A 14885-nucleotide genomic window follows, 5' to 3' on the forward strand; every position below is an offset into this window, starting at 1 on the left:
GCTGTCTGGTCTGCCTCCACCCAAGGGAGCGCTACTAGTGTCTGTTTGCATGGATACACGTTGTGAGGGGAAATTTAAAGGCATAAGCGGCGTGTGGCGCTCTTCCGTAACAGGAAGAAGCCAAAGTGATTTGTCTGCTTACTTTCCTGGTAATGCTGCAGATTGTGCGCGTTACCTTGCAGATAATCGTTGCTATCAGGCAACTGACCGGACGCTCGTAAGGGAAGAAGGAACTTGATAAAGGCAGGGGAATACCACCCCTGCCTTTTTTCGTTTTTACAGCGTGATAAGCGGCCTGCTTTCGCATTACCTTGCAGATAATCGTTGCTATCAGACAACTGACCGGACGCTTATAAGAGAAGATGGAACTTGATAAAGGCAGGGGGTAACCACTTCCCTACCTTCTCTGTTTTTGCCCCCTGAATCAGGGCGAAAAATCCCGGTTGGTAGCCGGGATTTTTTCTGTTCCGCTGGCGATTGGTAGTCGCTTTAAGAACGGTGCCACTCGTATCTATCAACCCAATCGATTTTAGCATTTCTTATTGTGCCGTCAATACAGATTGATCATTTTTCAGCCAGTGATTTATAATCCGCAGGCTGACAGATACGCAGAGTGGCCTCTTGTAAGTGGCTGATACTTAGTTGCTTAACGTTTTTCCCGATCGGAAACAGGTGGTGCTGTCTGGTCTGCCTCCACCCAAGAGAGTACCACTCGTATCTATCAACATGGATACACGTCGTGAGGGGAAATCCACAGGCATAAGCGGCGTGTGGCGCTCTTCCGTAACAGGAAGAAGCCGAAGTGATTTGTCTGCTAACTTTCCTGGTAATGCTGCAGGTTGTACGCGTTACCTTGCAGATAATCGTTGCTATCAGGCAACTGACCGGACGCTCATAAGAGAAGAAGGAACTTGATAAAGGCAGGGGGATAAACCACCCCTGCCTTTTTTCGTTTATGCTGCGTGATAAGCTAAAATCAGCGGTTCTGCCACGCCAGCCATACCAGCAGACGTAAACTGGCGGAGTAGTAATCCTCACTGGCATCCAGCGTATCGCTGAGTTGCGCAGAGTCCCCCATCGTCAGGTCACGCACCGCCAGCAAGCCACCGGCCATATTGTATGGCGCCGCTTCATTGCTGCTGACATTGATCCATGCCGGAGTTTGCAGACGCGAATAGTTAGCCCAGAAACGCTGGAACGGCACCAGCCGCAAGCTCTGTTTGTCATACCACCAGATATAGAGCGGAATGCGGATAGCGTCATAGCTAAAGCGTGATGGCCACGCAATCGCCGGCGCCATACTGCCATCGGCATTGAGCGCCACCCAGTCCAGCGGCAACGCTGAAGCACCGAAATTCATCTCACCCAACAGGGCAAAACCATCATTAATCAGCTGCGTCCAGACCTGTAAATGGCTGCGACGCGCAAAGTCACGCCAGGCAGGAAACAGGAAGTAAGAAGGATTAATAATTACATAGGTGTTTTTATTAAAGCCCTGCGCACCCGGCAGCATCAGGGTGCGGTTGGCAAAGGTGATCACATCATGCGACACAATCGCACGCTGAATCTTGTCAGACTGCTGCAAATAGTCCGCCACCTGCCACTTCTCGCCGCCACGCAGCAGCGCCCAGGCAATCAGCACGTCACCATCGGAAGCATTGTTTTTATCGACCACTGGATCGCTGGCTTCTGGATTATAGCGCCAGTAAAACAACCCATTCTGTGGATTAGTCAGATGAGTACGCGTCCATTGCCACAGGCGGTCAAAGGTCTGACGATCGTTATTATCGACCGCCAGCAACATGGCAAAACCCTGCCCTTCGGTATGGCTGACATTGTTATTCGCGGTATCGCGGATACGCCCGTCAGCAGCAAGGAAACGGCTTTTGTAGCTGCTCCATCCGTCAGCGGCGAGACTCTGGGCGCTGATTAATGACAGGACAAGTAGCAACACCCACTGGCGCCAGCTGGACTTCACATCAATCTCCCTTAAATACTATTCTGATAACGAAACACCAGCGTGGCATTTTCGCTATGGCTATCACAAACCAGCGGCACCTGCTCGCTGCCGCCCTGCGCACGCAGCCAGGCCGCGTACAGCCCGGTCAGCACGGCGCCTAATACGCCGCGCCACTGATGCGGGTCAAGCGTGTCATCACCTGCTGGTAATGCCATATGGGTTAACACCAGCGCATGCTCATGGGGCTGAATATCGACAAAGCCCCAGTTAAAGCGCGCCAGCGTCAGATTAAACTGCACTTCCAGATCCTGCACCGTCAGTGCTTCCGCCAGCGGGTAGCGCTGCGCCAGCTGCTCACCCATCTGCTGCAAAAATGCATGGCTTTCCTGCTCACCGGCGTTATCCAGCATGCCGCCGATAATCACACTAAACATATCGAACCAGCCAGGCTGGTACGGGTGTGGGCGAGCCTGTAATGCGTTTTCCATGCTTATTTGTCTCCCAGCATATAGCGGAAATAGAGTTTCGCCGTGCTTTCGTTATAGTCGCCAAAGGTGTCGTAGCCCAACTGGCCGCCGACGGTGACATCTTTATTCACCTTATAATCCGCGCCTGCATGCAGATTGTAGCCGATACCGTTTTTGCTGCCGCCAGAATAGTAAGCTTCCGTCGCATAACCGTTGGTTACCGCCGTTTCTAACTGGTTCTGCCAATCCGGATTATTCGGGAAGTAGGCGCTGCGATCCTGTGAGTAGGATTGATAGCCCACCGAACCGCCAATACGTACATTCATATCATCATACTTCTGGCTATATTCCACCGGGAAGGAGACGCTGACATAATCCTGCGGACTGAAGTAACCACCCTGACCATAGCTGTAGTAGCTGAGGTTTTTCGAGAAATCCATCCAGCTCATGCTGATACCGGTTTTCAGCTCGCGGTCTTCAAAGTGGAAGGGACGAATATAGGCGCCAGCGTTCGCCACCAGGCTCTTGTTGCTGGTGACATTCTCACCGAGATAGCTGTAAGCACCGGCTCCGGCATAGAATCCGGCGTCGCCATCATCATAGCTCAGTAAGGCATTACCACCGTTTTTGGTGACGCGCCCCCAGCTTTCGCCGCTCAGCTTGTCTGTCGCACCGACATAAGAGAGCAGACTGTCGGTGACCGGACGGCGTTCGCCGGTCAGGATCAGCGTCAGATAATCGGTCAGCTTCGGTGACCACTGAATGCCACCCACCAGCGTACTCAGATCCTGACCCAGCGGCGTACTGCCGAGGTCAATCTTGTACTGATCGCCACTTAACGCCAGCTTCAGCTCAACGCCGGAGGCGTTCTGTGAACCCGGGGAGTCAACCGTCACATCATCAAGGTTAGCTTTGTCAGTGGCGCTGGCCAGTGAATTCTGCACGCTCGCTAACGCCGCCTTACCTTTGGTGGTCAGCGGATTGAGATCGTCAAAGGTATAGTCGGTGCCGTCGCTTTTGGTGATCTCTTCGTTTTTCAGCGTCTGCACCGCGGCGGAAACCGCCTGCGACAGCGCACCGGTACCGAAGCGTCGGCTCGACTGGCCATCAGCGCTACCGGCACTCAGCGACACTGGCGTCACAGTAAACTCAAAGCGCGAGTCGCCAAAGGGTACGCTGGACCAGGTCAGCGGCGCTTTGGCTTCGGTCAGCTTGCTGAGACCCGATTCGCCATCACGACCACGGATCTCCACGCCGCCCTGCGCCCAGGTGCCGGTACGCTCCTGCAGATCGTCCATCATGGTATTGATCTGCTTCAGCGTACGGCTCTGCAGGGTTGGTGCATTGACGGCTGCCGTCTGACCGCCAATATCGCGATAACTGGTGGCGTCCGGCGCCGTCTGCCATGGCATCGTCGCGCCGTAGGTGGAGGCCGGACGGCGTGAGTCTGGCGTACTGCGGTTGATAAATGGATTGTCCGCCAGCGCCAGACCGCCCACCGATGGCGTGCTGCCGGTTTCCGCGCCTTGCAGACCGATCATTTTGCCGCGTGCGGTACGCAGATAACCCAGCGCCTGGTTATGATTGCCTTCCGCTTCTGACACGCGCGCCATCAGCAACAGGCGTTCCGGCGTCTGTTCGCCGCGCAGTCCCTGCGTCAGGGCGCGGGCTTTAGGCACATCGTTGAGCGCCAGCGCTACGTTAATCGAACCTTCGCGCGCATCTTGTGTTGGCGTGTCACGCGTCAGCAGATAGTCGTAAACCACGCCCGCTTCTTTGTTCATTTTGCCGGACTGATATAAACGCGCCATCGCAAACATCAGATCGCTGTTTTGCGGATCGCTTTGCAGCGCGCTAATCAGCTTGTCGTATGCCTGCGCATACTGTTTCTGCTCACGCAGACGGTCGACTTCATTAATCACGTAGCCATTACGAATTCCGGCCAGCTGAGTCGGCGTACTGCGCGCCTGCAATGAAGGATTGCTCAGGAAGTTCTGCGCTTCAGCGGTTAAGCCTGCCTGATTCAGCACCGCCACCTGCGCGGCATAATCACCGGCATTGCCCTGCACGCCACGCTGCATATTGTTGCGCACCACAGCCACAGCGCTGCTGAGATCGCCGGCCTGCGCCAGATTTTGCGCCAGCTTGCCCGCATCCGCCGGATTAGCCGGAGGACTGGCGGCCAGCGCTTTCAGCGTGTTGGCTGCTGCCGCATTCGAGCCTTGCGCCAGATACTGTTCGGCGGTGCTCATCTGTAAGTTAAAGTTCACGCGCTGCGCCAGCGTGCGCATTTCAGCATTCTGACTGCGGGCCGGAATACGTGATAACAGCGTATTCGCCTGCTGCCAGGCGCCACTTTCACTGGCATTCAGCGCACCGGCGTACAGCTCGTTGCTGCTGGCGCCGTTGCGGAATACCGGCTGCATCACATTGGCGGCGGCTGCACTGTCACCCTGGCTACGGTAAATACGCGCCAGATCGAGACGTAACCAGCCGTCATTCGGGAAGCGCTGCAAACCCTGTTGCAGTATCGCAATCGCCTGCTGCGAATTACCGGCAGTCAGTGCCTGTTTTGCCTGCTGACGTACCGGTTCGCTGGTAGCAACCGGACGTGGCGTGACGCTCTCACGTACCGAGGCCGGTAACGATGAGAGCAGAGTATTGGCTTCAGCAGTGCGGTTTTGCTGACGCAAGACGTAGAACAGCCCCTCTTTGGCGCTGCGGTTATCGGCATCCGCCTGCAATACCGCGCGGTAAGTCTGCTCCGCTTCATCCAGCTGATTGGCGCGACGCAGTGCATCAGCACGGAACAAGCGGGCAGCCACGCCTTTTTCACCCTCGGCCTGCGCCAGCGGTGCGCTCAGCGCTAACGCCTGCGTGGTATCGCCGGTTTTTAACGCCTGCTGCGCGTTAGCTAATTGCGAATAGAAACGAGCATCGCTGGCCTGCTGCTGACGCTGCTGACTGTTATCGCCACCCAGCTTCGCCGAACGCTCCAGATAATCAGCGGCGGCAGTATAATTACCGCTGCGCTGCGCGGCATAGCCTAAACCGGCCAGCGCATCAGCATCCTGTGGATTCGCCTGTAATACCTGCTCAAAGGAGCTTTGCGCGCCAGCAACATCGCCGCTGTTCAGAGCGGTAAAGCCACGGCCTTTCTCCGCACCGCCGACGTTTTTGCGGTAGTACTCCATCACCGCGCTATCTTGCGGATGACGCTGTTGCCAGGTCTGATACAGCGCGGCATCCTGCGGCTGCGGTCCAAGCCACAACAGCGCCTGACGCATCGAACGGTCGGCGTCAGTATTGCCATCAGCCATCCCCTGCAATACCTGCAAGCCTTCACGACGTGTCGATTCCTGCCAGGTCAGCGCTTTACCTAACGCCAGCTGTGCACCGGCATCTTGCGGATGCCGGGCGGCAAACTGGCGCAGGCTGTCGATTGCCTGTGGTCGCAGGTTACGGTCGCCTGCCATCGTCAGATAGTATTCTGCGGCGATGCTGGCCGGCGGCTCATTACCGGAGAAGGTGTTGCGCCAGGTTTGCAGCGCGGCGTTAACATTACCGCTGCGCGCCTGCTGACGCGCCAGCGACAGCTGCGCCTGCGGAATCGACTGCAGCTGTTTAGCGTTATCCAGCTCCGCCAGACGAGGATCCTGTGGCGAAACCTGGCTAAGACGGTTGCGCCACTGGGCGGCGCCGGTGCTGTCGCCGCTCTGCTGCGAATAGAGCGCCATCAGATACAGCGCCTGAGCATTACCGGCGTCCACCATCAGGATTTTCTGCAACGCATCCCTGGCCAGCTCGTCATGCGCCTTCTGATGCCAGTAAGTCGCCTGGTCGAACAGCGCCTGCATGGCCGGATTGTTCTCTGCTGCAAGCAGCGCCGGGGCAAAAGCAGCGGTAGCCATCGCGCTGCTCAGCAGCAGCGCCTGGCGAACTCTGGCGGTTAAATTTTTTATTTTCATTGTCTTATCACTTCTGTTCGCCAGAGGAATCATCTTTGCTGTGCTTATGCAGACGCTTCCATGCATGGCGCTTCAGCATCACGTAAGCACTGCCACCGACAATAATCGAAAGCAGCAACGCGCACAGCGCCAGCAGCACCGAGTGCTGGTTGGCATACCACACAATCATCATGTACCACGGCATCTGACCGCTCGGGAACTGCGGTCCGACGCGGAAACTGCGAATACCGTTCTCATCGGTAATAATCGCTGTATCGCCACGGATACCGGCGTTAATACGCGGGGAGTTCAGGTCATTATGCAAACTCAGCAACTGCTGATCGCTGCTGGCAATGGTCATCACTACCAGATGATCCTCACTCCACGGCGAGCGATAGCTGACAAAACCACGCCAGGATTCGTTCGAGGAGAAGTAGCGATCCGCATCCAGCGGCTTGCGATACCAGTCACCGGTCAGCCAGCTACGCAGGTTGTCGAGGGTGGTCGGCGCCTTCACGCCAAAAGTATGCGTGGTGGTGTCATACGGTGAATTCACCAGCATCGCCTGATTAAACGCGCTTTGTCCCATGGTTGAGATCGCCAGCACATCGCTGTTCTTCAGACGCTCAAGACTAGAACCGCCAGCAGGAATGCCAAACATCACGCTGTTATGGTCCAGCGTGACGCCAGTAGCGTTACCAGCGCGTCCGGCCATATCCAGCAGGGCGCTAATTTCGGCGTCACTCGGCTTCTCCGGCATCATCAGCACGGTTTGCGAGAAATCCGCCATCCGTGAGAACGGGAAGGAAGCACCGACAAAATAAGAGAGGTTCGGCAACAAGGTAAAGTGACGGGTGTTGCTCAGATCGATCGAAGAGTTATCTTCGATACGGCTCTTAATATTGTTGTTCAGCAGCACGCTACATGGCGCATCGGCTTTCGGCTTAATATTGAAATAGAGTTGCAGCTGGTTGTCGCCATAGATCAGATACGGCTCCAGTTTCAGTGCATAGCTCTCCTGACGCGCATCGCCGCCCAGACGGTGCCAGATATTTTCCAGCAGGCCGACTTTATTGACCGTCAGATTACGCAGGAAGGTGCCGTTCAGCGTCACGTTAAGCGATGAGTTGTTTTCATCAATCCAGCCTTCGGCCGGGAAACGGTAGTTTAGCTGTACCGGAATCGAGTCACCGTCCCACAGGAACAGGTCAGGCGCAGCGCGGAAGTTAACCCGCAGCGCATCATGCCAGATGCCGTTAGTGGTCAGACTCTGATCTTTACGCAGCAGCTCCGCAAGACGGACGGGTCGATCGGTATTAATCCAGCGCGGCGCGTCATAAGGTTTACGCACCGGAATGGTTTGCGCCGTCACATTCAGCGTCGAGGCGTCCTGCATCAGCGGCGCTTTAATTAAGCGATACGCCGCCTGCCGCAGCTGATCTTCATCCTTACCGATCACCAGCATCAGTTTATAGGTTGGGTTATCCGGGTTATCCACCAGTTGCAGCGTCGGTCCGTTAACCACCGGCAACGTCAGATTGCCAATTTTCTCGCCTGGCTGGCCATACACAATGCCGTTTTTCTCCGGCAGCTGATTGCGCAGCACCGGGAAAGTGGCTCCGCGATAGTCCGCCTGAATGCCCATCCACGAAGAGACCATTGCCGCGGCGGTGATCTGCCCCGGCGTGACCGTCGACGGGAACACCATGGTGACGTTGGCACCAGTCATCTGTAGCGGATCGATAAACGGCCGCGGGAAGTTACGCATGCTGGTGCCAGTATTCAGCTGCTGACCTTCCAGTGACAGACGGGTCTGCGGCAGAATCACCACCTGATACTGTTCAGCACTATCACGCTCACACAGCAGCTGATCGGCATCGTTAATTTTGAAACTCAGGTTGTTGCTCGATACCACCATCGCCGCCGGAATATCCAGCTGATAGGTGGCGGTATCGCTATCTGAAGCGTTCAGCGGCAGGGTGCCCAACGGCTGACCATTCAGCATCAGCTGGATGGACGTATTACGTGCCGCCAGCGCCGGAGAAACCCGCAGCGCAAGATCGAGGCGCGCATTGGTAATCACCTGATCGGTTGGCAGGGTAAACACAATGCCGGATTGCAGCTGGCCGCCGCTCAGCATTACGCCGTTCTGCTGGCCCATCTGCGCCACCGTAACGCTGCTGGAAATCGGATGGAACGCCATTACCGGCGCATCGCTGGCTACCGGCGGCTGCATCAGACCTGGCGCAGCATCGGCCGCAACGCTTTCACCCCCTTCGATCTCTGCCGGTGGTTCTTCGCTAATCGGTTCCTGTGGCTGGCTGTTATCCGCAGGTGCGCTCTCTGGCGCATAAGGCGTCGCGCCGGCGGTGGACCGCAGGCTGTTCTCTGCAGCACCGACATCGGACGGGGCAGGCAGTTGTGATAACGCAGCGCTATCCTGAGTCACACTCTGATCTGCCGCTAATGCGCCACCCAGAGTCACGCTGCCGCTGATTAACGTGGCCAGCATTGTCCTTAAAAACAGTTGCTTCATGCTGCGTTATCCTCTTGCACCTGAGCCGCTTCTTTTCTGGCCCGGCGTTTATTGCGCCGATCCTGCCAGGTGAGCCAGAACAGCTCAAATACGGTGCGGATAATGGTTAACAGCGAGCGGAAAGGATTATCCGGCTTATGCTCTGGCTGAATCCAGGCATCAGCACGCGCCAGCACCACGCGGACTAACTCACGACGGCGTGATAACGGCATTTCATCAAACTGCATACGGATCACGCCATCACTGTAACCGATGGTTTTCACCGGAATACTGATGGTGCCGGAGTGCAGCAGCACATCGATCTCTTCGATTTCATCGGTCTCATGGCGATTATCCGGTGCATTGATCTGTGCGCCACCCATCGACAGGTCGACAGTGGTGCTGCGCGAGGAGATGCCGCTGGCATAGTGAATAATCACCGGAATCTGCACTTCGATACGGATGGTTTTGCGCGTCTGGCGGGTTTCACGCGCCACGGCAATCGCCGCCATCAGGATGATCAGGCTGAATATCGCCCAGCCGACGTTCAGCGAGATAACATAAGGATCGACGCCGAAATAGTCATGGAACACCGCGCGAATCACACCGGCCATCACACCAATAAATAACAGGGCGGCGGTGATCACATGCGGGCGCACAATATTAAAGTCGAAGAAGCCGACATCCAGCAGGCCGCCTTTATCGGTGACGTTAAATTTGCCGTGCTTAGGTGAAATCATGGTCAGCAGCGTCGGGATCACCAGATGGAATGCCATCACCGTTTCGTAAATTTCACCCCAGAAGGTGTAACGGAAGCGGCCATTCATGCGGGAGTTGACGTACAGTGACATCACCAGGTGCGGCAATACATAGGCAAAAATCAGCGACGCTGACGAGTGAATAATATTCAGGTTAAACAGCAGATACGCCAGCGGCGCGGTCAGGAACACCACACGCGGCAGGCCAAACTGGAAGTGCAGCATGGCGTTGAGATAACACAGACGCTGCTGCCACTTCAGGCCACGACCCAGTAACGGGTTGTCGACACGGAAAATCTGCGTCATACCGCGCGCCCAGCGGGTACGCTGCACAATATGCAGACCCAGACGCTCGGTAGCCAGTCCCGCCGCCAGTGGAATCGACAGAAACGCTGAACCCCAACCCAGACGCTGCATCTTCAGGGCGGTGTGCGCATCTTCCGTCACGGTTTCAACCGCAAAGCCGCCAATCTCTTCCAGCGCTGAACGGCGAATCACCGCACAGGAGCCGCAGAAGAAGGTGGCGTTCCAGTTATCATTACCCTGCTGCACCGGACCGTAGAACAGCGCCCCTTCATTCGGGATATTACGCGCCGCGCGCAGGTTACGCTCAAACGGATCCGGCGAGTAGAAATAGTGTGGTGTCTGCAACAGCGCCAGTTTCGGATCGGTCAGGAATGGCCCGACGGTAGCCTGCAGGAAAGTACGGGTCGCCACGTGATCACAGTCAAAGACGCAAATCAGCTCGCCTTTGGTGATTTTCATGGCGTGGTTCAGGTTACCGGCTTTCGCATGGGAGTTATCTTCGCGGGTGATATATCCCACGCCGACATCGGCGGCGAATACCGCAAACTCACTACGTTTGCCGTCATCCAGCAGATAGATTTTCAGCTTATCGCGCGGATAGTCGATACACTGGGCGGCCAGCACGGTATCGCGCACCACATCGAGGCTTTCATTATACGACGGCACGTAAATATCGACCGTTGGCCACAGGCTAATATCATCCGGCAACGGCTCAATGGTCCGCTTTAATGGCCAGGTGGTTTGCAGGAATCCGAGGATCAAAATCAGCCAGACATACAGCTCGGCAATAAATAATCCAATCCCGAGGATCGCTTCAACTTCAGAATTGAAGTGCAGTGTTTCGGTAGCACGCCAGTAAATATAGCGGGTGGACATTAATGCCGAAAGAATCACCATCACAATTGAGACCTGCTTACTTTTACTCAGCCCGAGTAAAAACAGGATGGCAATGCTTATTAAGCCAAAAATATATTGTTTTTGACCGTCCATTGGCGTGATAACAATCACGGCGGCAACTGGAAATAACACCAGCAGCAGCAGGTAAAACAGCGCTTTATTCATGAAGCATCCTGAGAACAGGGATTAATCGTTATTGCTCAGCAATGAGCTATTGTGAACCCACAGTGGGGCGCGGCGTCCATGCCTTATTGGCGTTAAAGCGAGCGTAATGTGGCGTGAACTGTGCCATCGCCCACTTTGATATCCAGTAATCCGGCCAGACGTTTACTGACCAGCTCGATATCAAAGGCAGCAGCAGATACCGGGCTAAAATCGAAAATAGAGCGTTGTGAGGCATTGGCTTCCGCCACACTCTCATCACGGTGCACCACACCGAGTAATTTCTCACCCAGCCGTTGCTGCATAAAAGCAGTGACATCACGGCTGATATTACGGCGCGCATCACTCTGATTGAGAATAAAATAGTGACCGGCTTTGTCATTGAGAGCGCTACCAATAAGTCGCTCATTCTCAATTTGTGGCAGCAGTGACAGCGAAGCGGTATCCGCCAGCATCACCACCAGATGAAGATCCGCCAGCGCTTTCATCGCTTTTAATGCCGGACCTGGGCCTGGCGGGAAATCGGCAATAATCACCAGGCCAGGATAGTTAAGCACCGTATCCAGCCCGCGACGCAGGAAAAGCGGGTCGTTCGCCAGATTATTTTCAAAGGCGACACGCTCATCTTCACTGACATCACCATACGGCATCACAAAAATATTGCCGCCGGTGGTCAGAATTGACGCACTCCAGTCGGAATTTTCTGCGGACTTAGCGACAAAACCACGGCCGTCGGCCAGCGGCACGCCAAAGTGCAGACGCAAGGCATTTTGCACATCAAAATCCACCACCAGCACCTTACTGCCGCCACGCGCCAGCGCAAAAGCAAGGTTAGCCGCCATGGTAGTTTTACCGACGCCACCTTTAGGGGAACACACGCAAACTAACGGCATAAGGCAATTTTCTCTAGCAAAGGTTTTAACAACGATTCTTTGGTCACGCTGACAGCAGGGCCAGTATGACGCGCATTAAACAGCTGTTTGTAGCGTAGTGCATTTTCAGCCTGAGCGGGCGCTGATGCTGCGGGCGCAGCAGAAACCGCAGCGGTAAAAGCGGCGCCAGCTTGCTGTATCAGTGGTACTGCCGCAGGCTGTGCGGCTACCTGTGGCGCAGGTTCAGGCGCAGCCATCGACGACAGATCGGATCCCAGCGCCCCCAACGCCGGGAACGCTGTCGCTGCTGGTGCCTGGGTCTGTGGCGCTGCGACCTCGGGTTGTGGCTCGGCAGCGACCGCCGCAGGCTTCAACGTTGCCGCAATGCTGTCAAACAGCGTACCGCCCTGGCTGCCCACCGATGGCGCAGCCACAAATGATTTCACCACCTGATGAGGCGACTTATCAGTTGAAAACTGGTCTTTAGCGACCGGCTGCGGCTGAATCACATCAATACTCTGACCACGATCCAGCGCAGAGCTGCTGTTATTGTCATTGAGTAATTGCTTGATAATCGCCCAATTTGTCGTATCAGACTCAAGGGTTTGCTCAGACATGTCCTTGAATTTGATATTATTTGTTTGGGTTTTTTCTTTGAAGCGCTGCAGATCATCATAACTTTTCATATGATTTCAACTGAATTCGTTAGGGGGTGAATTTCGCAAAATATAGCACACAACTTTTCGCCAGGTGAGAATATTCTTAATATTAAGGGTCCTGCGCCATCATGATTTTTAATCTACAGGATTTATTATTTATCGATAATTACGAAGGTTATTTATTGTGGGCGTGACTATCAGATGGGTTAAATTAATAAGCTGCCATCGCTTTGACTGATAAAGCATAAAGGCCGGTTTAATTAAGCATGACTCAATGCAGGTATTTAAGTGAAATGGCATAAAATAAAGGCCGGTTTTCACCGGCCTGTTAACGCGTTTGATTCTGCGTTTATCCTGCGTTTTGCTGCTCATCCTGATCGACCGCAAAACAGGCCACCTGCTGCTCACCATGTTGTTTCAGCTGCGGTTGCAATTGCGTGCAGGTACCGAAACGGCGGTGACAACGGGCGTTAAAAGCACAGCCCGGCGGCGGGTTGAGCGGGCTTGGCAGCTCTCCCGTCAGCTTGATGCGTTGACGACGGTCATCAGGATTCAGGCGTGGTGTGGCTGACAACAGCGCCTGAGTATAAGGGTGGCGCGGATTAGCAAATATCGCCTCTTTACTGCCTTTTTCTACACAGCGACCCAGGTACATCACCATCACTTCATCAGCGATATGTTCAACTACCGATAAGTCGTGCGAAATAAACACATAAGACAGCCCCAAATCCTGCTGCAAATCCATCATCAGGTTTAATACTTGCGCCCGAACCGAAACGTCGAGGGCGGAAACCGGCTCATCGGCGATCAGCACATCCGGATCGAGCATCAGACCACGCGCAATGGCGATACGCTGACGCTGACCACCGGAAAACATATGCGGATAGCGATCGTAATGCTCAGTTTTCAGACCTACTTTCGCCATCATCTCCAGCGCTTTTTCCCGGCGCTCGGCTTTGCTTAGCGAAGTATTGATTACCAGTGGCTCTTCCAGAATATGGCTGACCTTTTTACGCGGATTCAATGAGCCATATGGATTCTGAAACACAATCTGGATTTTCTGCCGGCGTAATTTCTGTGCCTGTGGATCGTGTTTTAACAGATCCTGGCCGTGCCAGTAGAGCTGGCCACTGGTTGGCGTCTCAATCATGGTCAGCAGACGACCCAGCGTCGATTTACCACAACCAGACTCACCGACCACCGCCAGCGTTTTGCCGCGTTCCAGATTAAAGGAGACGCCATCCAGCGCCTTCACCAGCCGCTCCTGACCAAACAGGCCTTTTTTCATCGGATAGTGCTTTTTCAGGTCAATAGCCTGCAGCAGATAGTGCTGTTCCAGCGTTTTTTCATCACTCATAAGTTGGTCTCCCGGCATCATCCAGAGGGAAATGACATTTGGACTGACGCCCCGGAATATCACGTAATTCAGGTTCTTCACTGCGGCAGCGATCGGTGACATACGGGCAGCGTGGGTTCAGCAAACAGCCATTCGGGCGGTCATATTTACCCGGCACCACACCCGGTAGTGACGCCAGACGCGCTTTATCGGCGGCAAACTCCGGTAATGCGCGCAGCAGCGCCTGGGTATACGGATGGCGCGGCGCGCGGAAAATATCCACCGCTTTACCGGTTTCCACCACCTGCCCGGCGTACATCACAATAATGTGCTGCGCCGCTTCCGCCACCAGCGCCAGATCGTGGGTAATCAGGATCAGCGCCATATTTTCCTGGCGCTGCAGATCGAGCAGCAGTTCAATAATCTGCGCCTGAATGGTCACATCCAGCGCCGTAGTCGGTTCATCAGCAATCAGTAATTTCGGCCGACAGGCGATCGCCATGGCGATCATCACGCGCTGACTCATCCCACCGGAGAGCTGATGCGGATAAACATCCAGACGCGACGCGGGATCGGGGATACCGACCTGCTCCAGCAGATCAATCGCCCGCTGGCGGCGCGTACGGCGATTACCGCCCTGATGCACCTTAATCGCTTCCATAATCTGGAAACCGACGGTGTAGCACGGGTTCAGGCTGGTCATCGGATCCTGGAAAATCATCGCCACTTCCGAGCCCACCAGCTGGCGGCGCTCTTTTTCGGAGATTTTTTTCAGATCACGCTGGTTAAATTCCAGTTTATCGGCGGTGACGCGACCGGGATAATCAATCAGTCCCATAATCGCCAGTGAGCTAACCGACTTGCCGGAACCAGACTCGCCGACAATACCGACCACCTGCCCCTGCTCAACCTGATAGCTGATGCGATCAACCGCACGGAACGGAGCTTTTTCGTCGCCGAAATGCACCGATAGTTTTTCTATATTCAGTAATGCCATCTCGGTGCC

At 55.0% G+C, this 14885-nt stretch carries 9 protein-coding genes; all 9 read right to left on the bottom strand.

Annotated features, from left to right (window positions below; translation table 11 throughout):
- Window positions 1–976: 976 nt before the first annotated feature.
- Window positions 977–1978, bottom strand: coding sequence for a glycosyl hydrolase family 8 (locus N5923_RS09590; RefSeq protein ID WP_407704422.1), 1002 nt, complete (start codon window positions 1976–1978; stop codon window positions 977–979).
- Window positions 1979–1989: 11 nt separating this feature from the next.
- The gene (bcsD, locus tag N5923_RS09595; RefSeq protein ID WP_267143148.1) at window positions 1990–2448 is read right to left on the bottom strand and encodes a cellulose biosynthesis protein BcsD; all 459 of its coding nucleotides are present in this window, start codon (window positions 2446–2448) and stop codon (window positions 1990–1992) included.
- Between the two features lie 2 nt (window positions 2449–2450).
- Window positions 2451–6395: a cellulose biosynthesis protein BcsC gene (locus N5923_RS09600; protein WP_267143149.1), complete on the bottom strand. Its 3945-nt coding sequence runs from the start codon at window positions 6393–6395 to the stop codon at window positions 2451–2453.
- A 7-nt stretch (window positions 6396–6402) separates the two neighbouring features.
- Window positions 6403–8910 (bottom strand): cellulose biosynthesis cyclic di-GMP-binding regulatory protein BcsB, encoded by a 2508-nt coding sequence (gene bcsB / locus N5923_RS09605; protein ID WP_267143150.1) that lies wholly within the window; start codon window positions 8908–8910, stop codon window positions 6403–6405.
- A complete protein-coding gene (gene bcsA / locus N5923_RS09610) occupies window positions 8907–11015 on the bottom strand; it encodes a UDP-forming cellulose synthase catalytic subunit (protein WP_267143151.1) in 2109 nt (702 codons plus the stop codon). Before bcsA ends, bcsB begins: the two co-directional genes overlap by 4 nt.
- A 92-nt stretch (window positions 11016–11107) precedes the next feature.
- Window positions 11108–11905, bottom strand: a complete 798-nt coding sequence (gene bcsQ, locus N5923_RS09615) for a cellulose biosynthesis protein BcsQ (protein WP_267143152.1) — start codon at window positions 11903–11905, stop codon at window positions 11108–11110.
- Entirely contained in the window at window positions 11896–12570 is a 675-nt protein-coding gene (gene bcsO / locus N5923_RS09620) for a cellulose biosynthesis protein BcsO (protein ID WP_267143153.1), read from the bottom strand. The genes bcsQ and bcsO overlap by 10 nt, the downstream gene beginning before the upstream one ends.
- A 322-nt stretch (window positions 12571–12892) precedes the next feature.
- Window positions 12893–13900 (bottom strand): dipeptide ABC transporter ATP-binding subunit DppF, encoded by a 1008-nt coding sequence (gene dppF, locus N5923_RS09625; protein ID WP_267143154.1) that lies wholly within the window; start codon window positions 13898–13900, stop codon window positions 12893–12895.
- Window positions 13893–14876, bottom strand: coding sequence for a dipeptide ABC transporter ATP-binding protein (gene dppD / locus N5923_RS09630; protein WP_267143155.1), 984 nt, complete (start codon window positions 14874–14876; stop codon window positions 13893–13895). Before dppD ends, dppF begins: the two co-directional genes overlap by 8 nt.
- Window positions 14877–14885: the final 9 nt, after the last annotated feature.

Source organism: Winslowiella arboricola, assembly GCF_025527015.1.
Lineage (GTDB): Bacteria > Pseudomonadota > Gammaproteobacteria > Enterobacterales > Enterobacteriaceae > Erwinia > Erwinia arboricola.